Annotated in this window: 20 protein-coding genes; 7 read left to right on the forward strand and 13 right to left on the reverse strand. The window is 63.8% G+C overall.

From position 1 onward, the window contains the following. Nucleotides 1-158: 158 nt before the first annotated feature. From M5C71_RS09630 to pvdM, 5 genes are all read right to left on the reverse strand, one after another. The gene (locus M5C71_RS09630; protein WP_248745577.1) at nucleotides 159-2597 is read right to left on the reverse strand and encodes a TonB-dependent receptor; all 2439 of its coding nucleotides are present in this window, start codon (nucleotides 2595-2597) and stop codon (nucleotides 159-161) included. Nucleotides 2598-2825: 228 nt separating this feature from the next. Further along, entirely contained in the window at nucleotides 2826-4505 is a 1680-nt protein-coding gene (locus M5C71_RS09635; RefSeq protein WP_103498083.1) for a cyclic peptide export ABC transporter, read from the reverse strand. A 198-nt stretch (nucleotides 4506-4703) separates the two neighbouring features. Beyond that, a complete protein-coding gene (locus M5C71_RS09640) occupies nucleotides 4704-5603 on the reverse strand; it encodes a formylglycine-generating enzyme family protein (RefSeq protein ID WP_248767710.1) in 900 nt (299 codons plus the stop codon). A 45-nt stretch (nucleotides 5604-5648) separates the two neighbouring features. Further along, the gene (locus M5C71_RS09645) at nucleotides 5649-6938 is read right to left on the reverse strand and encodes an aminotransferase class V-fold PLP-dependent enzyme (protein ID WP_248767711.1); all 1290 of its coding nucleotides are present in this window, start codon (nucleotides 6936-6938) and stop codon (nucleotides 5649-5651) included. Nucleotides 6939-6945: 7 nt separating this feature from the next. Continuing rightward, the gene (gene pvdM / locus M5C71_RS09650; RefSeq protein WP_248767712.1) at nucleotides 6946-8313 is read right to left on the reverse strand and encodes a pyoverdine-tailoring dipeptidase-like protein PvdM; all 1368 of its coding nucleotides are present in this window, start codon (nucleotides 8311-8313) and stop codon (nucleotides 6946-6948) included. Nucleotides 8314-8463: 150 nt separating this feature from the next. On the opposite strand from pvdM, the gene M5C71_RS09655 reads away from it, so the two are divergent. Beyond that, the gene (locus tag M5C71_RS09655; RefSeq protein WP_248767713.1) at nucleotides 8464-10083 is read left to right on the forward strand and encodes a PvdJ/PvdD/PvdP-like protein; all 1620 of its coding nucleotides are present in this window, start codon (nucleotides 8464-8466) and stop codon (nucleotides 10081-10083) included. A gap of 30 nt (nucleotides 10084-10113) precedes the next feature. Here the strand turns inward: M5C71_RS09655 and M5C71_RS09660 are convergent, their stop codons facing one another. Genes M5C71_RS09660 through M5C71_RS09670 form a run of 3 tightly spaced genes read right to left on the reverse strand, consistent with a single transcriptional unit; the run spans nucleotide 10114 to nucleotide 14672 of the window. Next, nucleotides 10114-11517 carry an efflux transporter outer membrane subunit gene (locus M5C71_RS09660; protein WP_248767714.1) on the reverse strand — a complete coding sequence of 468 codons (1404 nt, stop codon included), beginning with the start codon at nucleotides 11515-11517 and terminating at the stop codon, nucleotides 10114-10116. An 8-nt stretch (nucleotides 11518-11525) separates the two neighbouring features. Then, entirely contained in the window at nucleotides 11526-13499 is a 1974-nt protein-coding gene (locus tag M5C71_RS09665) for a MacB family efflux pump subunit (protein ID WP_248767715.1), read from the reverse strand. Further along, complete coding sequence (locus tag M5C71_RS09670; protein WP_248767716.1) at nucleotides 13500-14672, reverse strand: efflux RND transporter periplasmic adaptor subunit; 1173 nt, start codon at nucleotides 14670-14672, stop codon at nucleotides 13500-13502. A 310-nt stretch (nucleotides 14673-14982) separates the two neighbouring features. Between M5C71_RS09670 and M5C71_RS09675 the strand changes: the two genes are divergently transcribed. From M5C71_RS09675 to M5C71_RS09685, 3 genes are all read left to right on the forward strand, one after another. Then, a complete protein-coding gene (locus tag M5C71_RS09675) occupies nucleotides 14983-15462 on the forward strand; it encodes a sigma-70 family RNA polymerase sigma factor (RefSeq protein ID WP_218171371.1) in 480 nt (159 codons plus the stop codon). A gap of 76 nt (nucleotides 15463-15538) precedes the next feature. Further along, entirely contained in the window at nucleotides 15539-16255 is a 717-nt protein-coding gene (locus M5C71_RS09680) for an MgtC/SapB family protein (RefSeq protein ID WP_103498092.1), read from the forward strand. A 311-nt stretch (nucleotides 16256-16566) separates the two neighbouring features. After that, nucleotides 16567-17190 carry a response regulator transcription factor gene (locus M5C71_RS09685; protein WP_103498093.1) on the forward strand — a complete coding sequence of 208 codons (624 nt, stop codon included), beginning with the start codon at nucleotides 16567-16569 and terminating at the stop codon, nucleotides 17188-17190. A 26-nt stretch (nucleotides 17191-17216) separates the two neighbouring features. Here M5C71_RS09685 and dkgB read toward each other — a convergent pair whose 3' ends face one another. Beyond that, nucleotides 17217-18020, reverse strand: a complete 804-nt coding sequence (gene dkgB / locus M5C71_RS09690; RefSeq protein WP_248745569.1) for a 2,5-didehydrogluconate reductase DkgB — start codon at nucleotides 18018-18020, stop codon at nucleotides 17217-17219. A gap of 288 nt (nucleotides 18021-18308) precedes the next feature. On the opposite strand from dkgB, the gene M5C71_RS09695 reads away from it, so the two are divergent. Continuing rightward, nucleotides 18309-19310: a YncE family protein gene (locus M5C71_RS09695; protein ID WP_177102850.1), complete on the forward strand. Its 1002-nt coding sequence runs from the start codon at nucleotides 18309-18311 to the stop codon at nucleotides 19308-19310. Between the two features lie 108 nt (nucleotides 19311-19418). Here M5C71_RS09695 and M5C71_RS09700 read toward each other — a convergent pair whose 3' ends face one another. Both M5C71_RS09700 and M5C71_RS09705 read right to left on the reverse strand, forming a co-directional pair. Continuing rightward, the gene (locus tag M5C71_RS09700; RefSeq protein WP_248767717.1) at nucleotides 19419-20555 is read right to left on the reverse strand and encodes a thiolase family protein; all 1137 of its coding nucleotides are present in this window, start codon (nucleotides 20553-20555) and stop codon (nucleotides 19419-19421) included. A gap of 41 nt (nucleotides 20556-20596) precedes the next feature. Continuing rightward, the gene (locus tag M5C71_RS09705; protein WP_103498096.1) at nucleotides 20597-21136 is read right to left on the reverse strand and encodes a PaaI family thioesterase; all 540 of its coding nucleotides are present in this window, start codon (nucleotides 21134-21136) and stop codon (nucleotides 20597-20599) included. A 195-nt stretch (nucleotides 21137-21331) separates the two neighbouring features. On the opposite strand from M5C71_RS09705, the gene M5C71_RS09710 reads away from it, so the two are divergent. Then, complete coding sequence (locus tag M5C71_RS09710; protein ID WP_248767718.1) at nucleotides 21332-22198, forward strand: pirin family protein; 867 nt, start codon at nucleotides 21332-21334, stop codon at nucleotides 22196-22198. Nucleotides 22199-22321: 123 nt separating this feature from the next. Continuing rightward, a complete protein-coding gene (locus tag M5C71_RS09715; protein ID WP_103498097.1) occupies nucleotides 22322-23764 on the forward strand; it encodes a mechanosensitive ion channel domain-containing protein in 1443 nt (480 codons plus the stop codon). A 49-nt stretch (nucleotides 23765-23813) separates the two neighbouring features. Here M5C71_RS09715 and M5C71_RS09720 read toward each other — a convergent pair whose 3' ends face one another. Continuing rightward, nucleotides 23814-24638 (reverse strand): sulfite exporter TauE/SafE family protein, encoded by an 825-nt coding sequence (locus M5C71_RS09720; RefSeq protein ID WP_103498100.1) that lies wholly within the window; start codon nucleotides 24636-24638, stop codon nucleotides 23814-23816. Next, the gene (locus M5C71_RS09725) at nucleotides 24635-25894 is read right to left on the reverse strand and encodes an FAD/NAD(P)-binding oxidoreductase (protein ID WP_248767719.1); all 1260 of its coding nucleotides are present in this window, start codon (nucleotides 25892-25894) and stop codon (nucleotides 24635-24637) included. The genes M5C71_RS09720 and M5C71_RS09725 overlap by 4 nt, the downstream gene beginning before the upstream one ends. Between the last annotated feature and the right edge of the window lies 1 nt (nucleotide 25895).

Genomic DNA, 25895 nt, shown 5'->3' on the forward strand with positions numbered 1-25895 from the left:
CAAAGAGCTTCGCGGGCAAGCCCTGCTCCTACAGGTTTATGGTGTGTTCCCGATGGGGGGCGACAGATATTTCTGCAGTCATAAAAAAAGCCAAGGGTATGGGCCCTTGGCTTTTTTATGCACGCCTGGTGGGTTTACCCACCAGGTTGCTTCGAGGATCAGAAGTCCGCGCGGACGGTCAGCATATAGGTGCGTGGATCGCCGTAGTAGTTGCCACGACGTAGCTCACCCAGGGACTTGTAGTAGGCCTTGTCGAAGACGTTCTTCACGTCCAGCCCGACCTTCCAGTTCTTGTCGATCTTGTACGATGCCAGCGCATCCCACACCGCACGTCCGCTGTTGGATATGTTCGGACCAAAATCATTCGTCGAGTAGCCGCTCTGTGCCGAGACCCCGCCGCCCACGGTCAGGTGGCTCCAGTCGCCTTGCAGGTTGTAAGTGGTCGAGGCCCGCAGCATGTGCTTGGGCGTCTGGTAGTCGGTCGGGCCACCAGTGCTCGTATTGGTGACGTTGAAGGTATAACCGCCAGCCACCTGCCAGCCCGGCAGCACTTCCCCGCTGGCCTCCAGTTCGTAACCCTTGCTGCGTTGGATTGAACCGCCGAGGTAGCAGTAGCCACTCGGGTCATTCGAACAGAAAGCGTTTTCATCCGGATCCACTGTCGCGACGTTTTTCTGCTTGATATAGAACACTGCCGCCGAGACGTTCAGGCGTCCGTCGTACAGTTCGCCCTTGATGCCGGTTTCGTAGTTGGTACCGATGGCCGGGTCCAGCAGCTTGCCGCTGGAGGTTTGATACTGGCTTTGTGGCAGGAAAATATCCGCGTAGCTGGCATACCACGACCACTGATTGTTGAAGTCGTAGATCAGGCCGGCAAAGGGTGTGAACTGATGGTCCTGGCGGTTCGATTGCTTGCTACCGGTATACGCGTTCTTGGTCTGGTACTGGTACCAGGATAGTCGCCCACCCAGCACCAGGCTTAGATCTTCGGTCAGATGCAGGCGGGTATTGCCGTAGACGCCGTAGCGACGGGTATCGTCGTCGGTGATCTTGTCCCAGGCGGTGCGCAGGGGCTCGGCAACAGCGTTGTGGTCGGGGTCGAACACATTGATAGGGGTGTTCAGGTCTATGTTGGTTTCCTTGCTGCGCAGCTTTTGGTCCGACCAATTGGCCCCCACCATCACCGAGTGCTCCAGGCCAAAGGCATTGAAGTTACCGGAGAGGTTGCTGTCCAGCCCCGTGCTGACCACTGAGTCCTGGCGGAACAGCGCGTCATACAGTTTTGATCCTGTGCCTGTGACCGGATCGATGCTGCCGCGTGGCAGGGCTACCTGTTGATCGTAGGCTCCCTGGCTGCGGGTAACCGAGGTCTTGCTCTTCCAGTCGTCGTTGAAGCGGTGTTCCAGCTCGGCGAAGACTTCGGTCTGCTGGTTTTCATGACGGTTCCAGTTCTGGGACAGCGACGTAGCGCGGGATATCCCCAGTGGCTGGCCATTGCTGTAGCGCGGCAAGCCGAAGATCGAGTAGCCATTGGTCACGCTGGTCTGGTTACGCAGGCCTACGGACAGGGTGGTGTCGTCGTTCAGGTCGGCCTCGACGATGCCATAGAACACCGGCTTGCGGCTGCTGGCTGAGTCATAAAAGTAGTGCCGGTTCTCGTTGGCGACCACCATGCGCCCGCGTACCGAGCCCGAGTCGTTGAGGCGCCCGGTGGCGTCCAGGTCCATGCGATAGAAGTCGTTGGAGCCGATGCGGGTGGTGATGGAGTAGTGCGGGTCGGCACTCGGCCGCTTGCGCACCAGGTTCACCGCGCCGCCGGGGTTGCCGTTGCCCACCAGCAGGCCGGCTGCGCCACGGAGGATTTCCACTCGGTCAAACACCGCGGTGTCCGGGGTGATCCAGCCGGTAGGGCTGTAGGTCAGGCCGGGCACGCCGTCGATCATGTAGGCGTCGGCCCCCAGCTCAAAACCCCGAGAGTTGTACTGGTTGTCACCGAAGTTACGGCTCTGCAAGGTAATGCCGGTGGCCTGGTCCATCACCTGTTCAAGGGAAGTGAGGTTCTTGTCGTCCATCTGCTGGCGGGTCACCACGGTGACCGACTGTGGGGTTTCGCGCAGGGTCTGGGCGGTCTTGCCTATGGTCACCGCGCCGGTGGTGTAGGAGCCGGTGCCGTCGGTGTTGCTGCCCAGGGCCTGGCCGCTGATGTTGGTGGCGGCCAGGGTCAGGCCCGAGCCCTTGGCGGCGGTATCGCTCAGGGTCAGGGTGTCGCCCTGCAGGTTGTAGTCGACGCCGGTGTTCTTCAGCAACTCACTGGCGGCCTGGCCGGGCGTAAACACGCCTTTGACCGGCGCACCGTGAAGACCCTGGACCCGCTCCGGGTTGTACAGGATCTGGATATTGCCCTGGCGCCCCAGTTCCTGCAGGGCGCTGCCCAACGGTTGGGCGCCGATATTGAATTCGAACTCCTGGGCCTGGACCTGTGCCGCCAGGGGCAGTGCCAGCGCCATCCCCATGACGGCCAGCGAAGGTGGCGAGCAGAACAGCTGGCGAACCAGCAACGCTTTGCTCAAGGGTGTGAGGCGGTGTTGTTTTGGCATTGTGTCTGCTCTTGTCAAAATTGCTGGAGAAGCGAGTGAGAATTTTTTGCATTTGAAATAAAGACGTACGAGGCCGACAAAGACGGAAAAGAAAAGTGAAAAAAATGGCGACGGGAGGGCGCTACGGTCTCTATGTGTAGCCGGCTTGCTGGCGATTGGCCCTCAAGCCTTACATCGCTCTCAAGGTCGCCATCGCCAGCAAGCTGGCTCCTACACGGGGTGTGGGTGTTACGAGAAGGCGTTTTCAGCGAAAGCCGGCTGCTCCTCGCGACGCTCGACCTTGATCTGTCCGGCCTGCATCCGCACCAACTGGTCGGCCACCGGGAAGTAGCGGTCGTCGTGGGAAATCACGATGATCGTCTTGCCCTGCTGGCGCAGCTCGGGCAGCAGTTCGGTGTAGAACACCCGGCGGAAGGCCGGGTCCTGGTCGGCGGCCCATTCGTCGAACACCAGCACCGGACGCTGGTCCAGCCAGGCATTGATCAGCGCCAGGCGCTTGCGCTGGCCGGTGGACAGGTCGGTGGTGGTGAAGCGGCCGTCGCGGATGCTGACCTTGTGGGCGATGTCCAGGCGTTCCAGGTACTTGATCGATTCCGGGGGTAGCAGGTCGTCGCCCTGGAGCACTTCGTCGAACAGGTAGTAGTCGGCAAAGATGGTGGTGAACAACTGCCGGTAATCATCCAGGCCCTCGGCGGTCACCGCCTGGCCGTTGAGGCGCACCTCGCCCTGTTGCGGGCTGTACAGCCCCAGCAGCAGTTTGATCAGGGTGGTCTTGCCGCAACCGTTCTCGCCGACGATAAAGAGGATCTCGCCCTGTTTGATGGTCAGGTTCACCGGCCCCAGGTGGAAGGCCTGGCTGCCTTCCACCTGGGGGTAGTCATAACGCAACTGATGCAGTTCGATGCTCTGCAGCGGCGCCGGGGCGGCCTGGCGGTCCTGGATCAGCAGGTGCGGTTCCGGCGAAGAGAACTGCCAGGAAAGCTCGGCAATGCGGCGCAAGGCGATTTCCGCGCGGCTGATGATCGGCAGGGTGTTGATCAGGCGTTCCAGCGGACCTTTCATATACAGCATGACCAGCACGAAACCACCCAGCACGGTGCGGTCAGTACCGGGCCAGAGGGCCTGGAAGGTGATGGCGATACCGATCACGGCGAAAAACAGCATCGAGCCGAAGGTTTCCGCGCTGACGAAGATATTCGCCGCGCGGATGTTGGCCCGGCAGATCCGCTCGGTGGTGCCGTGGATCTGTTCATCGTGCATATGCTGGCGGCGCTTGCGCTGGATCCGCAGTTCCTTGGCCCCGGCCGAGATCGCCTGGTAGTGCTTCTGCAATTCGTCTTCGCCGTCGCGGGCGGTGAGGATGCTGCGCATGCCGTAGCGGTGCGCCAGCCATTGGGCGCCGGAGCCGATGATCACGGTGACCACGGTCAGCAGCAGGATCTGCCAGGAGAGCATCGCCAGGTAGGACAGGCAGCCCAGGGTCACGGTAAAGGCGATCACCATCGGCGCCACCGACAGGGCGAAGGTGCTCAGGGTGCTGACGTCCCCCAGCAGTACCGGAATCAGCCGGTGGGCGCGGTAGCGCTCGAGTTGCTCGATGGGTGCCACCAATACCTGGGCGGCCAGTTCGCGGCGCAGGCGCGCGACCACCTGTTGGCCGACATAGTTGGTCAGCAGGTTGGACAGGGTGGAGCAGGCCAGGGTCAGCAGGCACAGGCCGCCGAACAGCAGGGCGGTGTGGCTGTCGGGCCCGGCGGCGGCGTTCATGGCGTTGTTGACGGTGGCCAGCAGGCCGGTGACGCTGAGGCCGCTGACGATCCCCAATACGGCCGAAAGTACGACCAGCAGCCAGAACGGCTTGAGGATCCTGAAGGTTTCCCGGGCGAGACTTGGGGCTGGGGCAGGCATGGGGGCTACTCGTGAAGGGGCTGTAGAAGCGGGCGCCCCGGAAGGCGCCTTGAACTCTGTAGACGAGTCGATGGGGCCGGGATTTAGGGCGCTGCGGCCCCTGTAGAAGCCGGCTTGCTGGCGATGGCGATTTCCCAGGCGATGGTGATGTCGACTGTCAGATCGCATCGCCAGCAAGCCGGCTCCTACAGGTGGTGCTCAGAGCTCGCGGGCGACCCGGAAGCCCAGCCAGTCGCCACGGGTAATGGCGCTGCGTTCATTGCGATTGCCCGAGCGGGAGAACACCGGCGCTTCGGTCCAGTCGTTGCCGCGAATCACCCGGCGGTCCTCGCATTCCTTGCTGTCCAGGCGCGGGCTGCCGTCGGCGGGCGCGCCGACATAGCTGTCGACGTAGCAATCGGCCGTCCACTCGTAGACGTTGCCGTGGCCGTCATACACGCCATAGGCGTTCGGCGGGAAGCTGCCGCCCGGCGAGGTATAGCTGAAACCGTCCGCCGGGCCGTAGGTGTTGGCGTGCTCGGCAATGCTGTAGCCCTTGTCCTTGTCGAACGGGAAGGGGAACGAGCCACTGGTGCCGCCACGCACGGCGTATTCGCGTTGCGACTCGCTGAGCAGGTGATATTTTTTCCCGGTTCTTTTCGACAGCCAGTCGGCATAGGCCTGGGCTTCGTGGGCGTCCATGCACACCGCCGGTTGCCGGTCGCCCTGGGGGTAGCGCGGCTGGCCGGCCAGGCACTCGCGGCCGGGGCGGGTATCGCCGTCCGGCATCTTGTAGCCGGTGTCACGGATGTAGGCCTTCCACTCACCGCTGAGTACCTGGAAGCGGCTGACGGCGAAGGCCCTCTTGAAGGTTACCGGGTGCATCGGACCTTCATCAGCTTCACGTCCGACTTCGTCCTCGGGGGTGCCCATGGTGAAGGTGCCGGCGGGCAGCACGACCATCTCCGGGCAATCCTTGCAGTCCTTGAACACCTTGCCCGGCAGTGGCGGGGTGGCGGCCAGGGCCGCGTTCGGCAGCCAGGCGCCGAGCAGGGCGCTTAGGATCAGTGCGGGCCAGAGGCCGACGGGAGACCGGGAAACAAGCAGATGGAATTTCATGAAAGTTCTCGCAGGCAAGGAATGGAAATCGGAAAGCGCTGGCGGTCATAACTGTTTGCCCAGCAGGGCCATGAAACGGTCGATCTCGGCCTCGTTGTTGAGCAGGCCTGGCGCGGTCCTTACGAGCGGCCCGACATCGCGATCCACCGCATCGACCACCACCTTGTTGCGCATCAGGTAGGCGGCGACCTTGTCGCTGTCCTGGCCCTTGACCCGGAAGAAGCTGAAGCCGGCGGACAGTTCGGGGTTTATCGGCGTGACCAGTTCGATCCGCGGGTCGGCCCGCAGGTGTTGCTTGATCAGGCTGTTCAACTGCTGGATACGCGCCTGGACCTCGGCCTTGCCCAGTTGCAGGTGCAGTTCGAAGGCCTTGTCCAGCGCCCAGCGATGCTCGAAGGCGTGGTAGCCGCCGGGGCTCATGGAGGTGGCGAAGTTGGTGTCTTCGGAGAAGGTCGGCAGCAGCGGGCTGACGTCCCTGACCTGTTGCGAGCGGGCGCAGACAATGCCGGTGCCGCGCGGGCCGAACATCCACTTGTGGGTGCCGGCGATAAAGAAATCGCAGTGCATGTCCGGGAAGTCGAGGTTATCCACGCCAAAGCCGTGCACGCCGTCGACCACGTAGAGGATCCGGTCCTTGTCGTCGCGCTGGCGATTGTGTTCGGCGACCAACTGGCCGATCTGGCCGATCGGCAGTTTCACCCCGCTGCCCGATTGCACCCAGGTCATGCCGAGCACCCGGGTCTCGGGTTTGATCGCGCGGTCGATATTGCCGATCACCTCGTCGGCCGAAACCAGCGCCGGGTCCTTGAACAGGCTGATCTTGCGCACCCGGGTACCTTCGCGCTCGCTGCGCAGGCGCAAGAGATTGCGGGTCGAATAATGTTCGTGTTCGGTGGTGAGGATTTCCTGGTCGGGGCGCACATGGATGCCGCCGTAGATCATCGCCAGGCCCTCGGTGGTGCTGCCGGTCAGGGCGATCTGCCCGGGCTCGGCCTTGAGGTAGCGGCCGGCCCACAGGCGGACCTGGGCTTCGCGTTTCCAGGTTTCCTGCAGGTCCCAGTCCATGGCCAGCCCCGGGTTGCGGTCGATGGCGGCGCGGTGCTGCTCGATGGCCTCGCGCACGGGGCGAGGGTGGGAGGTCACCAGGAAGTTGGAGAAGTGCAGGTAGTCGGGGTCCTGGTCGAACAACTGGCGCAACCCGGCCCACTTGTCCGTGGACAATGCCGGGTTCTCGGCTGTGACCGGGCTGGCGGCCAGCGCATTCAGGCTGGCACCGAGGGGCAGGCCGGCGGCGAGTACGCCGGCCTGCTTGAGAAAGGTTCTACGATCGGTCATGGGCAACTCACTGGCGCGAGAGCGTGGCGGTGGGTGACGTGGTGCCGGGGCGGGCGGCTTTCCGCACCTGGTCCCAGACCCGCAGGAAGTTGCCGCCCCAGAGCTTGGCGATATCGGCTTCGGAGTAACCGCGATCGAGCAGTTCGGCGGTGACGTTGCGTGCCTCGCTGACATCCTTGAAGCCGTCGATGCCGCCGCCGTCGTTGAAGTCGGAACTGATGCCGACGTGATCAATGCCGATCTTCTTCACCGCATAGTCGATGGCGTTGCCGAAGTCCTTGAGGTCGGCCTTGGGTTCCTCGTCGAGAATGGCGTAGAGGGCGCTGGCGTATTGGCCGAAGCGTTGTTCCGGCCAGACGGTGATGATCGGGTCGCCGGGCATCAGGGCCATGGCCAGGTTGGGCAGGGGCGGCAGGTCGAAACGTTTGCGCAAGGTGTTGAGCTTGTCCTGGGTGCGCTGGCTCAGCGGGCGCAGATAGGCCGGGAACGCGACGATCTGGACCACGCCGCCGCTGTTCTTGATCAACTGCATTTCCTTGTCGCTGAGGTTGCGCGGGATATCCACCAGGGCGCGGGGTGCCGAGTGCGAGGCAACCATCGGCGTGCGGCTCAATTGGCTGACCTGCTCCAGGGCCTTGGTCGACATCTGCGAGACATCGATGATCACCCCCAGGTCGTTGAGGCGGTGCACGGCCTGCTGGCCGATCTCGGAGAGGCCGTCGAGGGCATCCGGGGTGTCGTTGAGGAACGGCAACGGGCGCGAAGAGTCGGCCCAGTCGTTGTTGCCCACGTAGCTGAAGCCGAACATGCGCATGCCGCGGGCGGCCCACAGGTCCAGGCGATCGAGGTCGTGACCGAGGGGATAGGCGTTGAGCATGCTGATGAAGATCGCGAACTTGCCTTCACCGTGCAGGCGCCGCATATCGTCGGGGCTGTAGGCGATGCCGACACGGTTGGGGAAGTCACGGACCAGGCCGCTGATGATCTGGTAGCGCACCTCCTGCTGTTTGCGTGCCTCCTCGACAAAGCCGGCGGTAGGGCGGTGCGGGGCGTTCGGGCCGTTCCAGATTTCCGGCCAGCCGAACACCGTCAGCGCGGCGGCGGACAGCCGTCCGCGGCCGGTCTTGGCCAGGTCGAACTGGCCGCTGCCATCCTTGTCGGCTTCGCGGCCTTCGGTGCCGAAGGTCAGGGGCACGGTGATATGGCTGTCGAAGCTGATGATCCGGTCCTGAAGCTCGTCGGCCTGCTTCATGATCTTCAGCGAGTAACCGGGGTTGGGCCACAGGTCCCAGGTCAGCCAGGCTGCGGCGGCGCAGAGCCCAAGGGCCAGGGGCAGGCCGATGTAGAGCGCCTTTTTCGAACGCGGTTTTATCATTGCCATCTCATTGTGGTTTGCCGATGTTGCTATCTGGGAAGAACGGATGGCGTACGTTCTGATTTAGGCGCCGCGCCCGGCTAAATTTCCTACGCAGTGCAACGTTCTAGCTTGGATAAAGCCTGCTTCAGGGCTGACACAGGTAGGGCGATGACGATTTCTCGACGAGGCTTCATGGCGGGCCTGGCGCTCACGGGCGTAGCTGTTCCCGCGGCTTATTACGCGCACCGCGAACTGACCCGGGACAGGGAGCCCGTCACGCCGGGCGAGGCCACGGTCGATCTGCTCGACATGGCCGGCCAGCGCCTGGCCAACAATCTGCGCGGGGTCTGGAGCCTGCATTTCACAGGACGTGACGCGGGCCTGGATGGCCTGCCCCTCGAAGGCCTGGAACTGTTCCTCGATATCGCCCCGCGTGGTCGCGGCTTGCGCGGTTTCATTGACACCGCCCAGGCGTTGCGGGCTGACGGTCAACCCCGCTGGCGGCTGGTCGGTGACCTTGCCGAGAGCGACGGCTCGCGGCTGTTCTGGCGCCTGAGCCTGGGTGACGCCGAGAGGCCTCTGTATGAATTCAGCCTGGTTTTGGATGAAGTCTGGGCCACGTTCGGCAACGCTGGCAGTGGCACCTTGAGCGGTCATGTCGAGCGCCTGGACCGGCCGCTGGCCTTGCCGCAACTGGACAACCGCTTTGTCGCGGTCAAGCAGGTGTTTCCCGAAGCCCGCGAACGTATCGGCCTGGGCGCGCCCCTGCTGGCCTGGCTGGTGTCCCCCGAGCACCGCTTGTTCCACCAGCTCTGGCATGCTTCCCGGGACAAGTGGCACAGCCTCCCTGAAGACAAGCGCAATGGCTTGCGCGGGATCGGCTGGCAGCCCGGTCCCCGGGACAAGGAGCGCGACGCCCGGGGCAAGCGCAAGGATCGCAACGGTTCGGGCATCGACTTTTTCTTTATGCACCGGCATATGTTGCGCATGGCCCGCTCGTTCCAGGCCTTGCCGTCATGGCGCGCTTTTCCGCTGCCCCAGCCGGAGCTGGAGCGCGATCGCCAGGGCTTTGCCCGTTATTTCGATAACCACGATGGCTGCGCCGTGCCGCCGACCTGGCTGGCCGACGGTGACGACGAGTACAGCCAGTGGGTCAGCGATATCAAGAGTGCCGAGACCTGGCACAGCAACTTCCAGGCCTGGGAGTCGCGCTACAGCGATCCGCGTTATCTGTCCCGCTTGACCCTGGGCCAGTTCGGATCGGAGGTCGAGTTGGGGCTGCATGACTGGTTGCATATGCGCTGGGCCTCGGTGGCGCGCGATCCTTCCAATGGTGCGCCGGTGCCCATGGCGCGGGAGTTCACCGACTTTGCCCCGCGCTGGTATGCGTCGCAGAACGACTTTCTCGGCGATCCGTTTTCCTCCCATGTGAACCCGGTGTTCTGGATGTTCCATGGTTGGATCGATGATCGGCTGGAGGATTGGTTCCGGGCGCACGAGCGTTTTCATCCGGGGGAGGTCACGCGCCAGGAGGTCAATGGCGTGCCCTGGTTCGCCCCGGGGCGCTGGGTGGAAGTGGATGATCCCTGGCTCGGGCCGACCACCCATGGTTGCAGCACCACGCCGGGATTGAGCATGGGCAAGACGGTGGAGATGGACCCGGAGACCATGAAGCTGGCCTTGCGGATTACCTTTACGCCGGAGAAGGACCTGGCCGGGTTGTTGCGTCGGGTACCGCGGCGGCCTTGGTATGCGCGGCACCTGTCGATCAAGGATCGGTTGCTCTGATACTCGCTCGCCACAGGAACGCGCTCGGCTTCAAATTTCCTTGGCCGAACGCCCTTCTTGTGTCTGCCAGCCGCCACCAAGTGCTTTGTACAACGCAATACTGGCCTGCACCCGCGACAGGCGCAGCTGTACATTCTGGTCCTGGGCCGCATACAACGTGCGCTGGGTTTCCAGTACCGTGAGCAAATCCTCTGCCCCGGCCTGATAACGGCTCTGGGCAATCTCGAAGGCCCGTTGCGCCTGCTTCAGTTCTTCGTCCTGCCAGCGTCGTTGTTGATCAAGGCCGCTGATACTGTTCAGGGCTTTTTCGACATCGGCGAAACCGTTGACGATCGCGCCCCGGTAGCTTTCCAGCAACTCCTCCTGGCGCGCCGTGGCCCGGTCGCGTTCGGCCCGCAGGCGGCCGTTGTTGAAGACCGGAGCGAGCAGGCCGGCGCTCAGGGTGTAGAAGGGCGTGCGCAAGGCATCGGCGGCCTGGGTGGATTCCGAGCCGAGGCCGACACCCAGGGTCAGCTTCGGCAACAAGGCCGCTCGCGCCACCTCGACATCCGCCTGCGCCGCCGCCAGTTGTGCTTCGGCCCGGGCAATATCCGGACGTCGGCGCAGCAGTTCGCTCGGCACGCCGGCATCAATCGACGGCCAGCTCAGGCTGCTGAATGGCTGGGTACCGATCCGCAAGCTCTGGACCGGCTGGCCCAGCAATGCCGCGAGGGTAATCAGCGACTCCCCGGCCTGCTGGCGCACCAGCGGTAATTGTCGTTCCTGGCTGGCCACCAGGCTTTTTTGCTGGGCCAGTTCCAGCGCCGTGGCCGAGCCCGAGTCGTAGCGGGTCCGGACCAGTTCCAGCACCCGTCGGGCATTGCTCAGGTTCAACCCGGCGATAGCCTCCTGCTCGCGAGCGGACAGGGTGCGGGCATACTGGTCGGCAACACCGCCGAGCAGCGTCAGTTCCACCGTCGCCCGGTCATATTCGCTGGCCCGCAGGCTCTGCACGGCGCTGTCGCGGGCAGCGGCGACACCCCCCCAGAAGTCCACCTCGTAGCTGGCGCTGAGGTTGGCGCCATAACTTTTGCTGCTGTTGTCACTGTCGGCATTGTCCCGGTTGTTCAGCAACTGGCTGCGGCTGCCATTCAGGCCCAGGGTCACTTGCGGCAGCAACGGCGCGCCGGCGATCACCGCCGTGGCCTGGGCCTGGCGCACCCGGGCGAGGGCGGCGGCGAGGTCATGGCTGTCGACGCGGGCCTGCTCGATCAACCGGTCCAGCTCCGGACTGCCGAAGCGTTGCCACCAGAGGGTGCTGGTCTGCCGGGCGCTGTGTCGTGTTTCGAACTGCCAATGGGGCGGTGACGGCGTGCCGTCGTCCGGACGCGGTGCGGGCCCGCTGCAGGCATTGAGCAGCAGGCAAATGGTCAACAGGGAAAAACGCGGTTTCATGGGTTCGATCATTCACTGGTAAGCGCTGTGACCGGGTCGAGCCGGGCAGCTTTGCGGGCCGGCATAAAGCCGAAGAGGACGCCGGTGACCAGGGCGCAGGCAAAGGCGCCGATCACGGCGCCCAGGGAAAACGCCACGGCGACCTTGGCCAGCAGCAGGACGCCACCGACCGCCAGGGCGAGGGCCACGCCGGTCAGGCCGCCGACCACCGAAAGCATCACCGCTTCGGTGAGAAACTGGCGCAGGATGTCGCGCTGGCGGGCACCGGTGGCCATGCGGATGCCGATTTCCCGGGTGCGTTCGCGCACGGTCATGAGCATGATGTTCATCACCCCGATGCCCCCCACCAGCAGGGAGATGGCGGCAATCGAGCCAAGCATCAGCGACAGGGTGTTCTGGGTGCGGGCCTCGGCCTGGATCATCGCGGCGTTGTTGGTCAGGCGAAAGTCCCGGCGGCCGTCGTGCATGCGCAGCATCACCTGGTCGATGGCCTTCTCGGCGTCGCGGACATTGCGTCCGTCGCGGGTGGCGATGGCCACGTATTCCGGATTGTGGGTGCCGAACAGCCGGACACTGGCGGCCGAGTAGGGGATCGCCACGCGATCGTCGCTGTCGGTTTCGCCGGAGGTGGCGCCTTTTTCCTGGAGCACGCCGACCACCTGGAACGGCACGTTTTCGATGAGGATGTACTGGCCGATGGGGTCGGCCACCTCCTTGAGCAGTTTGTCGCGGACCTTGTGGCCGATCACCGCCACGGCGGCTCCGGCATCGGCATCGGCCTGGGTGAAGTAACTGCCCTCGACCACCGGCCAGTTGAAGATCGCCGGGAACTGGGTGTCATTGCCGCCGACATAGGCGGTGTGGTCGAGGTTGCCGAAGCGCACCACGGCGTCGGCGCCGTTGACCGGCATGATCATTTTCACCTGGGGCAGTTCCGCCAGCGCCGCCACGTCGTCCAGGCTGATGATCCCCAGCGGGGCCCGTGGCGCGGCCGGCGCGCCACTCAGGTAGATAATGTTCGAGCCGAACGCGCCCATCTGCGCGATCACCTGGCGCTTGCTGCCTTCGCCGACCGCAAGCATCACCACCACCGAGGCGACGCCGATGACGATACCGAGCAGGGTCAGGGCGGTGCGAAAGCGGTTGATCCACATCACCCGCCAGGCCGCTTGCACGGCGTCCACCAGCTCGCTTTTCCAGGCGCCACGATAGGCGCTGCCGTCACTCAGGCGCTGGCGCAGGTCGATCGCCTGCAGGGCGACGGGGTCGTTGCCGCGCTGCAGCTCGGGGTTGTCGCGGGTACTGTCGCTGACGATCAGTCCGTCGCGGATCTCGATGATCCGTTTGGCCCGGGCGGCGACTTCACGGTCGTGGGTAATAAGGATGATCACATGGCCCTGGCTGGCCAGTTCGTCGAGCAGCGCCATGACTTCGGCGCCGCTGTGGCTGTCGAGGGCGCCGGTGGGTTCGTCGGCGAGAATGATATGGCCGCCGTTCATCAGGGCCCGGGCAATCGATACCCGCTGTTGCTGGCCGCCGGACAACTGGTGCGGGCGGTTTCCGCCACGGCTGGCCAGGCCCAGGCGCTCGAGCAGGGCGGCGGCGCGGGCCTGGCGCTCGGCGGCCGGGGTGCCAGCATAGATCGCCGGCATCTCGACGTTCTCCCGGGCCGAGCCGGAAGGAATCAGGTGGTAGCCCTGGAACACGAAACCGAAGGCCTCGCGGCGTAGCCAGGCGAGGGCATCGCTGTCGAGTTCGGCGACGTTTTCACCGGCGAACAGGTAGCGCCCGGAGGTCGGCCGGTCGAGGCAGCCGAGGATATTCATCAGGGTCGATTTGCCCGAGCCGGAGGCGCCGACGATGGCGACGAACTCGCCGGCATGGATCCTCAGGTCGATGCCGCGCAGCACCTGCACCTCGGGACTGTCGCCGCCGCCATAGGCCTTGCGGATGTCCTGCAGGTCGATCAGTGGCGTTTGCATTCAGCCTCCACTGCCGGTCGCGGGGCCGATCAACAGATGGTCGCCCTCGGCCAGCCCGTCGAGGATCTGCACCCGTAGCCGGTCACTCATGCCGGTACGCACCTGGCGCGTCTGGATCTCGCCGTTGCTACTGACCACCCGGGCCGTCTGCAGCGGCGCCCGCGAGTCGCCTTGCAGGGCGGCGATCGGCGCGGTGAGGACGTTTTGCGCCTGGTCGGCGACGAAAAACACCTGGGTGGTCATGTCCGCCATCAGCGCCTGGTCGGCGTTGTCGACATCCAGCAGTACGGTGTAAAGCACCACCCGCGAGCTGCCGCTTTTGTTACTGCTGCTGGAACTGCTGCTGCTCTGGCTGCCGGCTTCGAGGGGCTTGGGCGGTACCGGGAGGATCTGTCGGACTGTGCTGGTCCAGCGTCGGCTGCCGCCACTCAAGGTGGTGAAATAGGCGTGCATGCCCGCTTTGACGTGGCCGATATCGGCCTCCGAGACTTCCGCCCAGACCGTCATCGGTGACAACCGGGCGATGCGCAGGATCAGCGGCGTCTGTTGCTGGGCGTTGAGGGTCTGGCCTTCGCGGGCATCGAGGGCGACCACGGTGCCGCTCATGGGCGCATAGATCCGCGTGTAACCCAGCTCCGCCTCGTCGCTGCGCAGGCTGGCCTGGGCCTGGAGAATCTGCGCGCGGAACATGTCAATGCGCGCCTGGGTGGTGCGCAGCTCGGCTTCTGCCGCCTGCACATCCTCGCTGCGGGTGGCCCCGCCGGCGCTGAGCTGTTGCTGGCGCTGGTACTTCTGCCGTGCCAGGTCATGCAGGGCACGTTGTTCCTGCAACTGGGCCTTGAGGTTTTCAATCGAATAGCGACCGGCATCGAGCTTGGCCTGCTGGGTCGACGGGTCGATCTCCACCAGCAACTGGCCTTCCTTGACCTGATCGCCGATTTCGACGTGGATCTTGTGGATCTGTCCGGAGGCCTGGGCCCCGACGTCGACGTAACGACGCGGATGCAGGGTGCCGAGGGCGGTGACGCTGCTTTCGATATCGCCACGGGTGACCGTGACGGTGGCGAAGCGATCACGTCCCGGTGGCAGGATCTGCCAGGCGGCCAGGGCGACGACGGGGATCAGGCAAAGCGTGACAAGCAGGGCGCGGCGGGTGCGTCGGGGACGGTTCATGCAGGGTTCCAGCCGATGGAAAGTCGGTCCGTGACGACGCGGCGGGCACACGGGGGCACCGCGGCACTCGTTGTCGCCGGGCGACAAACACGGGAGCTGCAAGATAGACGAGAGGTCGGCGCGCGAATTTAAGTCCGGCCCGTGGACTTTTCGAGGTATTTGCGCCGGGTGGGTAATGGAAGATTGGAATCTATATGAGAATTATTATAAATTACGCCTGCTTCAAACAGCCATTGTCATGAGGTCCCGAGCCGGACGCTGCCGATCATGCTCAAGGACAGTCCCGCCGGGTGTGCGGACAGGAGTCAGGTTGGAAAGCTACTACCGCGAGCTGGTGTGTTTCCTCAATGCCCGGCTGGGTAATCGCCAGGCGGCCGAAGACGTTGTGCACGATGCCTACCTGCGGGTGCTCGAGCGTTCGAGCGAGACCCCGATAGGGCAGCCGCGGGCGTTCCTCTATCGCACGGCGATGAATCTGCTGATCGATGAGCACCGGCGCAATACCGTACGCCAGAACGAATCCCTGGACGTGCTCGACAACGACGAGCGGTTTTTCAGCCCGTCGCCGCAAATCTCCCTGGACCATGGGCTACGCCTGGACATGTTGCAACGGGCCCTGGCGGAGCTGCCCGGGCCGTGCCGCGACAGCTTCACGCTGCGCAAGATCGAAGGCCTGTCCCACCCGGAGATCGCCGAGCGCCTGGGGATTTCCCGCAGCCTGGTGGAAAAACACATCGTCAATGCCATGAAGCACTGCCGCGTGCGCTTGCGTCAGTGGGAGGCGAGCTGAGCCCTGTGCGCTGCCATCATTCTGTTCATGTGAATGTGCTATGTCTGCGTCACCGCGTGCAGACACGAGAGCTTCCATGCAAGCCCTGAACAACATCAACCTCGATTCCCTGATCGACACCTTCGTCAGCCTCAGCGCCGCCTTTATCCTTGGCGGCCTGATCGGTTTTGAACGCCAGTACCGCCAGCGCACCGCCGGCCTGCGCACCAACGTCCTGGTGGCGGTGGGGGCGGCGATTTTCGTTGATATGGCCAACCGCCTGGGCGGCTCCGAAGGGGCGGTGCGGGTGGTGGCCTACGTGGTCTCCGGCATCGGTTTTCTCGGCGCCGGCGTGATCATGCGCGAGGAGGGCAATGTCCGTGGCCTGAACACCGCCGCGACCCTCTGGGCCTCGGCGGCGGTCGGCGCCTGCGCCGGTGCCGACCTGATCCTCGAAGCCCTGCTGGGAACCCTGTTCGTCCTTGCGGCGAACACCTTGCTGCGGCCGATCGTCAACTACATCAACCGCCAGCCCCTGGACGTGGTCTCGGCGGAGGTCACCTATCTCCTCTACCTGATTGTCCGACGGGCCCAGCAGAAGACCGTCCTGTCGTTGCTCGAAAAGGAACTGGAGCGCAGCAACTACCCGGCCAGCGATGTCGAGGTGCGACCCTTCGGCGACGAGGAAGTGGAAATCGAGGCGACCCTGGCAATCACCTCGGTGGACGGCGACGAACTCGATGCGCTGGTGGCGCGGCTGTCGACCTCAAGCATGGTGCAGCAGGCATTCTGGAGCCCGAGTACCACCGACTGACCTGCCCTTCGCGGGCGCCGTCCAGTCGGTGCCCCCTATTGCCGGATCCGTGCAAGCTTCCTGGAAGTGACGGGGATCTTGGGATTTTCCCTACAGATGCTCCCGAGGCCTCTCGCTAAAGTGGCCGACCTTGTTCAGCCATCACGGCTTGAGCCTGACAGCCACAGGCCGGAATGGCCCCACGCCCACTGCCCAGCCACAGCAGGAATTGAGAATTTTCCTATACTGTATTTCGCTATTTCCCTGTCTTTTTTCGATGCAAGCACGTTCCCGTCTCAAGCAGTGGCTGGCGTACTTCTTGAGGATTTGTAATGCGCACAGCCCTGATAGTTGACGATCACCCGTTCATTCGCATGGCCATCAAGGTCTTGTTGGAAAAGGAGGGGTTCAAGGTCGTCGCCGAGGCCGATAACGGCGTCGATGCGGTGCAGTTGGCGCGGGAGCTGGCGCCGGACCTGATTGTCATGGACCTCAATATCCCCCGGCTCGATGGCCTGGAAGCGATCAAGCGACTCACCGACCTGCACCTGCCGAGCAAGCTGGTGGTACTTACCGAACAGGCGCCGGAGTTCTACTCCGAGCGCTGCATGCGCGCCGGCGCCATGGGTTATATCTCCAAGACCGCCGAGTTGATCGAGCTGCGCCTGGCGATCCAGGCGGTGATGCTCAACAAGAGCTTCTTTCCGCGCCTGGAAGGGCATGTTCAAGGCCAGGGCGCCAGCGTGTCGGAACCGGTGCTGATCGACAGCCTGAGCAACCGCGAACTGAGCATCCTGCGCTACCTCGCCCGGGGGATGAAGAACAAGGACATCAGCGAACTGATGCTGCTCAGCGACAAGACGGTCAGTACCTACAAGACCCGCCTGATCGAAAAGCTCAACCTCAAGTCGGTGGTGGCGCTGGCGGAGTTTGCCAAGCGCAACCAGTTGATCTGAGGTGTTCGCAGTCAGCGGGGAAGGCCTCAATCCCACTTCGGCGCCAGACCCGCCGGGCTGGTCAGGCGATGGGCGCGTTCGAGGCCGGCGATCTTCGCCATTTCTTCGTCATTCAAACGCAGGTCTCGGGCCTTGAGGTTGCTCGCCAGGTTCTCGCGCTTGGTCGACGACGGAATCACCGCATAACCCAACTGCATGGCCCAGGCCAGGGTCACCTGTGCCGGAGTCGCCTGGTGCCGCTCGGCGATCTGGCGGATGACCGGGTCCTTCAGCACTTCCCCGTAGGCCAGGGTCATGTAGGAGGTGATCTGGATGCCCTGGTCCTGGGCCGCTGCCACCACCTTGCGGTTCTGCAGGTAGGGGTGCAGTTCGATCTGGTTGGTGGCGATCTGATCGGCACCGACGGCGGCAATCGCCTGCTGCATCAGCTCGACGGTGAAGTTGGACACCCCGATCTGCCGGGTCAGGCCCAGTTTCTTGGCCTCCAGCAACGCGCCCATGAATTCGGCGACCTGCACCTGGGCTTCTGGCGATGGCCAGTGGATCAGGGTCAGGTCCAGGTAGTCGGTCTGCAGTTTGCGCAGGCTTTCCTTGAGGCTGGGGATCAAGGCGTCCTTGCCGAGGTTGGCGATCCAGATCTTGCTGGTGATGAACAGTTCGTCACGGGGGATGCCGCTGGCGGCAATGGCCTGGCCGACCTCGGCTTCGTTTTCGTAGATCTGCGCAGTATCGATGACCCGGTAGCCCAGCTCGAGGCCGGTGCTGACCGAGTCGATGACAACCTGGCCTTGCAGGCGGAAGGTACCAAGGCCGAAGGCGGGAACAGACATGGGGGGACTCCTGAAGTGACAGTGGGAATGAGCAGGAGTATCCCCACCCCGATCTTTGAGAAAAAGTAGGGGTTGGGAAAAGGACTCTTTACCCGTGCGCACGAATAGCCGGAGTGTCGGGTCACAGGAGGGAGGGGCTGCTTCTGTCGCATGCCTGGATAGTCAGGCCAGTGGTCGAGCCGCGGGATAAACCATCTGTCCAGTTCAGGCAGGTTTAGCCAAGGGTCCTTGAAAACCGTCACCTACAGTTAAAGGGTTGTTCCCAAGGTCACACGGAGTCATGTAGCCATGACTAAAAAAATTGAATCGCAGGTGCCGGTTATCGATAGGGGGTACGAAGTCATCCAGTTACCGGCCAAAGCCTCACCTCGCGGCATTGCACTGAGTCCAGATGGAGATTGGGCTTTTGTCTGTAATTTCAGCCTGGACAGCGTATCGCTGATCGATACCCGGCAACAGGTGGTGGTTGCCAATATCCCGGTAGGGGCGAACCCCTACCATGTTGCGTTTGATGCGGACAAAAACCGCTGCTATGTCACTTGTCTCAATGAATTTGCGATTTTTGTGATTGATCCCGTGAATCACCAGGTGGTCAAGGAAATCGCCGTTGAGGTTCCACCCCGGCGAGTCACGGTCGATTCAATCAACCGACGGGTCTATGTCGTTTGCCCGAACAGCCACCTCGGAAATGCACAAATCATCGTTCTGGACGCCGACGAAGAACGAATAATCGACACCATTGAGTTTGAATCGGGAAGCCTTGATAACGCCCTTACTGTTGACCCCGTCAAACAGCGCGCTTATATCCCGGTCAGCTACAGTCCGTATGACGCCGTTATCGGCGTTATCGATACACGAAGCCATAAAGTGATCCAGTTGAGCCCGTATATTCCCGGTTCGCCGAATTCCTCCGCGTTGAGTCCGGATGGCGCATTGCTCTATGTCCCTGCGGGTCGCATCGTGGAGACGTCAGTGGTGGATACGAACACCGGGAGCATCCGCCCCATCTTTGCCACGGGGCAGTATATCCATCTGAGTCCTGAAGGCGATCGTGCTTATTATCTGAGTTACACCACGGAGGGGACAGACCAGTGGAGTATGTTGCAAACGGTTGATACCAGTACTGGCACGATCCTTGGCAATGTCATCATCGCTCCGGACGCTCCATTCGCCATGACCCTTTCATCCGATGGCAAGTATGCCTATATCACCTGCTACGGTCGTCCACCTGACTACAGCGGTCCTGTCCGGGGAGCCAGGGTGATAGTGGTTGATGTTACGGGTCTCTAGCCGGGTGATTTCCGTACGCGCGCCCAGGTGCCCCGTAGTCCCTGAGCGCGTAACGGCTTCTTCGGAGGGGTACGACCCTCGGTTGTGGTCGCACCCTTGTCTGCCAGATCAGTCCTCGACGGCCTCAAGCAACGTCGCGATGCCCTGGCCGCCAGCGATGCATTGCGTGGCAATGGCGTAGCGCCCGCCGGTGCGTTGCAGCAGGGCGGCGGCTTTGCCGGTGATGCGCGCGCCGGTGGCTCCCAGGGGATGACCGATGGCCAGGGCACCGCCGTCGAGGTTGATCGCGCCGCGATCCAGGTCGAGTTCCCGCAGGCAGGCCAGGGACTGGCTGGCAAAGGCCTCGTTGATTTCCACCAGGTCGATATCGCCGATCCGCAAGCCGGCGCGTTGCAGCACCTTGCGGGTCGCATGGACCGGGCCCATGCCCATGATCTCCGGGGCGCAGCCGGCCACCGCGACTGCCTTGATCCGCGCCAGGATCGACAAGCCGCGCTCGCGGGCGAAGGTTTCGCTGCACACCAGCACGGCGGCGCTGCCATCGGTCAAGGGCGAGGCGGTGCCAGCGGTGACGCTACCGTCGAACGCCGGTTTCAACCCTCCCAAACCCTCCAGGCTGGTGCCGGGACGAATGCAGCCATCTTCCTTGACCCAGCCGTTCGCGGTCTGGATAGCGATGATTTCGTCCTCCAGGCGGCCCAGTTCGCGAGCCCGGGCGGCCTTGGCGTGGGACTCGACGGCCAGGCTTTCCTGCTCGGCCCGACCGATGTCGTAGCGCCGCGCGACTTCTTCGGCGGTGTAGCCCATGGGCATATACACCTCGGGGTGATCGCGCATCAGCGTCGGGTTCGGCGAGATATTGAAACCGCCCATGGGCACGCGGGTCATGGATTCCACCCCGGCGCAGAGGAAGGCATCGCCGGCCCCCAGCAGGATCTGCCCGGCGGCATAGTGCACGGCACTCATGGACGAGCCGCAGAAACGGTTGATCGTCGCGCCGCCGAGGCTGTCGGGGAAACCGGCGCGGAAGCTGGCGATACGGGCGATATTCATGCCTTGCTCGGCTTCCGGGTAGGCACAGCCCATGACCAGGTCCTCGAGTTCGGCGGGGTCGAGGCTGAGCTTGTCCACCAGGCCGCGCAGCACCTGGGCGGCGAGGTCGTCCGGGCGAATATCGATCAGCGCGCCTTTTTTCGCGAAATGAAAGGGGGAACGGGCGTAACCGGCGATCACGATGGAGGTCATGGCGAAACTCCTGGGTAGGGCGCAAGGGGCGTGGCGGTTGCTCAGCCGCGCGGTTGGAGAATCATGCAGGTGGTCGACCCGGTGGCATAAAGCCGGCCGTCGACGTCATAGATCCGCCCTTCGGCCAGGGCGGTGGAGCGGCCGAGGTGGACGATCTTGCCCTCGGCGCGGATCGGCCCGCTGCTGTCGGTCAAGGCCCGCACGTAGCTGATGCGCAGGTCCAGGGTGGTATAGCCCTGGCCCTTTTGCAGGCGGGTGTGGATGGCGCAACCCATGCACGAGTCGAGCAGGGTCGCCGCGTAGCCGCCATGGACGCTGCCCAGCGGGTTGTAATGGCGGGAGTCCGGGGTGCCCTGGAACACGAAGTGCCCCTCGGCCCATTCGATGGGGATAAAGTCCAGCAAGCTGCCGATCGGCGGCGAGGGCAGTTCGCCGTTGCCGATGCCGTTGAAGAACTCGGCCGGCGTCAGCTGGCTGACTTCGGCCAGGGTCAGGCTGCCGGGGCCTTGCAGGCGCTCGCGCATGGCCTGTTCCTCGGCGATCCATTGGGCGAGCGTGACGTCGCGGTTCGGGGTCTGCATGGACGGCTCCTTTCTTGATATAAAAAATTATGTTCGTAATATTTTGCCTCATATTATGTCTGAAATATAAATTAATCCAGCATCCTGGGCTCTGTGGGTGGTCGTTCCAGTAGTGGAACGATGAAGCTGATTTTTGCCGTCTAGCGCCAAAAATCAGTTGAATCTAAGCTGTGCCCCATATTGATGGAGGTACCCATGAAAAAGATTCTTGGTCTCTACACCAGCCCCAGGGGCCATTGGGTCGGTGATGGCTTTCCGGTGCGCACGCTGTTTTCCTATGACAACCTGGGCCAGCACATCAGCCCGTTCCTGATGCTGGACCACGCTGGACCTGCTGATTTCACTCCCACCACCCAGCGCCGTGGCGTCGGCCAGCATCCCCATCGCGGCTTTGAAACCGTGACCATCGTCTATGACGGTGAAGTGGAGCACCGCGATTCCACCGGTGCCGGCGGCGTGATCGGCCCGGGCGACGTGCAATGGATGACCGCCGCCGCGGGGATCATCCACGAGGAGTTCCATTCCGAAGCCTTCGCCAAACGCGGCGGCCGCCTGGAAATGGTCCAGTTGTGGGTCAACCTGCCGGCCCGGGACAAGTCGGCACCGGCCGGTTACAAGGGCATTCTCGACAACGATATTCCCAGGATTCCCCTCAAGGACCAGGCCGGCAGCCTGCGCCTGATCGCCGGTGAGTTCGACGGCCGGCAGGGGCCGGCGCGGACCTTCACACCGATGGATGTCTGGGATATCCGTCTGGCCGGCGGGAAAACCCTGGCGCTGGACCTGCATGAAGGCCGCAGCACGGTGCTGGTGGTCCTGCGCGGTGGTGTGCGGGTCAATGGCGAGCAACTGGCGCAACCGGGGCAGTTGGTCGTCTTCGAGCGGGCCGGTCGCGACGTGTCGCTGCACGCCGACAGCGATACCGTGGTGCTGCTGCTCAGCGGCGAGCCGATTGACGAACCGATTGTCGGCCACGGCCCCTTCGTGATGAACAGCGAAGCCGAGATCCACCAGGCCTTTGCCGACTTCCAGGCCGGGCGCTTCGGGCAGATGCACGACTGACGCCGCCAGGCGGTCCTCCTTCCCCGAGGGCCGCCCACCACTTCGAATATAAAGCTATAACTCCATGAAGCCGTTCTGTGCGATCTTCGCGTCGCCGACGGTTTCTTTTCATGGAGTGGCTCGATGCTTGACCTGTTGTCTGAACATCCCCTGTCCTGCGCTTTTCTGCTGATCGTGATCGATCTGCTGTTGTGGCACCTGATGGGCAGCAAGAGCGATACCTGGAAACTGGCGGTGCGCCTGACGGTGTTCTCACTGTTCAGCCTGCTGCTGTTCAACGAAGGCATGAACCCCTTGCAGACCCCGCCCTGGCCGGATGACATCCCCCGGCACCTGGCGGCCACCGGCTTGCAGATCGGCTGGTGGCTGTTCGGCGCACGGACCCTGACGGTGCTGCTCGGCACGGTGATGATGCAGCGGGTCGGGCATGCCGGACGGCTGGTGCAGGATGTGCTCGGGGCGATCATCTTCCTGATCGCCATTGTCGCGGCGGCGGCCTATGTGCTCGACCTGCCGGTCAAGGGCGTGCTGGCGACGTCCGGGGCCCTGGCGATCATTGTCGGCCTGGCCTTGCAGAGCACCCTCAGCGATGTGTTCTCCGGGATCGTGCTGAATGCCACCAAGCCTTATCAGGTCGACGACTGGGTGGCCATCGACGGTACCGAAGGCCGGGTCGTCGATATCGACTGGCGCGCCACGCGCCTGCAGACCTCCCAGGGCAGCATGGCGGTGGTGCCCAACTCCCTCGCGGCCAAGGCCAAGATCGTCAACTTCAGCCGGCCCAGCGATATGCATGGCCTGTCCATCAGTGTCCAGGTCAGCCCGCATTCCCGGCCCCAGGTGGTGATCGATGCCCTGGAGCGGGCCATGCTCGGCTGCCGCGCCTTGCTGCCGACCCCGGCGCCTTGCGTGACGCTGAAAAGCTCCAGTGCCGAGGGCGCTGAATACGAAATCAACGGTTTTGTGGTGTCCATGGGTGAGAAGCGCGAAGTGCGCAATCAGCTCTACGACCTGGCGTTCCGCCATTTGCGCGCTTCGGGGGTGAGCCTGCTGTCGAGCGGGGAGACTGCCGCGCCGGTGAATTTATCGCGTGCGCGAAGGTTGTTGGAAAGCTCTTCGATTTTCTCCACCTTGCGTTCGGAGGAGAAGGATACGTTCAGCGAGAACATGCAGGCGCAGATGTTCCGTGCCGGCAGCGAGATCATGGCCCGCGGCGAGGTCAGCGATCACTTGTTCATCATCGAGTCCGGTGTGGTCTCGGTGACGCTGTTGCGCGGCGGCGTGCCGATGGAGGCCGGGCGCATGGGGCCGGGCGAGGTGATCGGCGAGGCCGGGGTGCTGGCCGACATGGCGGTGGTGGCGGACTTCACCGCCAAGACCGACTGCGTGCTGTATCGCATTGAAAACGAGTACCTCAAGCCGTGCCTGGAAGCCCGGCACGATATCGGCGAGGCCATGAAAAGCCTGCTCGACCGGCGCTTGAGCGCGGTGCAGAACTTCACTCGCGAAGTGCCCAAACCGGTGGAGAAGCGCGGGTTTATGCAGTGGTTGCGCAGTCGGACTTGAGGGGGGATCAGTCGCGAAGAGGTCCTTGAGATCGCCAAAAGCCTATGGTTTAGAACGAGAACCCCAGCGCCCCCACTGCCAGCAACACCGCCGCCATCACCCCGACCAGCGCGAACAGTTGCTGCAATCGGGGCCCGGCCAGATGCCCGGCAACCTGGCGCCCCAGCACCAACCCGACCACCGCCCCCACCGCAAACGGCCCACCGACTGACCAGTGCATGGCCCCGGACAATGTGGCCGTGACCACACTACCCAACGACACCAGAGCAATCACCGCCAGGGACGTGGCAACGATGCTCTTGCTGTCCAGGTTGGTATAACGCGTCAGCGCCGGGATGATGACAAAACCGCCACCGACCCCGAGCAGCCCCGACAACAATCCCGAGAGCATGCCGGTCACGGTCAGCGCGCGGGCGCAGGGCAGGGTCCAGCGCAACCGGCCTTGCAACGGATTCAGCACACAGGGCTGAAAGCCCGGTCGCGGCGCCGGACGGCCGTGTTGCAATTCCTTGCGGGCCTTGAGGAAGATCCGGCCGCAGGCATAGACCATCACCGCGGCAAACCCCAGGGCCAGCGGCTCGTTGGGCAGATGATGGGCCAGCCATAACCCCAGGGGCGTCAGCAGCACGCCGACCCCGGCGATATAGGCCGCTGCCCGATAGCGGACAATCCCCTGGCGCAAGCCGAGCAAGGCCCCGACACCCGCCGCCAGACCCACCGCGAGCAAGCCGATGGGCGCTGCTTCGACCATCGACAAACCCAGCCCGAACACCAGCAGCGGTACCGCGAGAATGCCGCCGCCGGCCCCGGTCAGGGCCAGGATCGCGCCGATCAGCGTACCCAGTCCCGCCCCCAGAAAAAGATGTTCGTTCATGGTTGGGTTTTGGCCGCCGTCAATGTCGGCCGCGCCAGCCATTCACGGCCCTTGAGCATGCCGCGCCAGTACAGTGGCGGCAGGATCCGCTCCTTCAGCCACCAGGCCAGCCGCGTCGGCTTGCGCCCGTCCAGCAACCAGGGGGCGAAGGTCGGCGCCAGCTTGCCGCCGTAGGTGAATTCGGCGAGAACGATCTTGCCGCGCTCCACCGTCAGCGGGCACGAGCCATAACCGTCGTAGCTGGCCTGCCGGGGCAGGCGGCCGAGGGCCACCAGCACGTTGTTAGCCACCACCGGCGCCTGCTTGCGCGCGGCGGCGGCGGTCTTGGCATTGCTGGTGTTGGTCACGTCGCCCAGGCCGTGGATATTGGAAAACTGACGGTGTTGCAGGGTGGCCGGATCGACATCGACCCAGCCGGCCGCGTCGGCCAAAGGGCTTGAACGGATAAAGTCCGGGGCCACCTGCGGCGGCACCACATGCAGCATATCGAACGAGCGGACCAGGGTTTCCCGGGTGCCATCGGCCAGGGTGCGGGCGAAGGTCGCCTGTTTCGCCGGGCCGTTGACCGCCACCAGGCTATGGCCGAATTGCAGGTCGATCGCGTACTTGTCGATGTATTCCATCAGCGCGGGGACATAGTCGGGCACGCCGAACAGCACGGCGCCGGCGTTGAAGAAACGCGCGTTGATCCGCTCCTGGCGTCCGCTCCCGAGCCAGTGATCGCAGGACAGATACAGGGCTTTCTGCGGCGCACCGGCACATTTGATCGGCATTGGTGGCTGGCTGAACAGGGCCTCGCCCTCCTTGAGCTCCTGCACCAGTTTCCAGGTGTAGGGCGCGAGGTCGTAGCGATAGTTGGAGGTCACGCCATTGCGCCCGAGAGTCTCTTCGAGCCCGTCGATGGCCGTCCAGTCGAGTTTCAGGCCGGGGCAGACGATCAACTGTTCGTAGCCGACCCGGCTCTGGTCGGTGAGCACCACTTCGTGGCCGTGGGGGCCGAAGGCGCTGACCGCCGCCTTGATCCAGCGCACGCCACGGGGAATCAGTGACGCCATGGGCCGGGCGGTCGACTCGGGACGAAACACCCCGGCGCCGACCAGGGTCCAGCCGGGTTGGTAATAATGGGTGTCGGCCGGGTCGATGATCGCGATATCCAGGTCCGGCGCCCTGGCCAGCAGGCTGGCAGCTACGGCGATACCGGCCGCGCCGGCGCCGACGATCAGGATCTGGTGATGGGAAACGGCAGTCGAAGACATG

Origin of the sequence: Pseudomonas sp. MWU12-2345 (assembly GCF_023242385.1) — a bacterium.
Classification (GTDB): Bacteria; Pseudomonadota; Gammaproteobacteria; order Pseudomonadales; family Pseudomonadaceae; genus Aquipseudomonas; species Aquipseudomonas gingeri_D.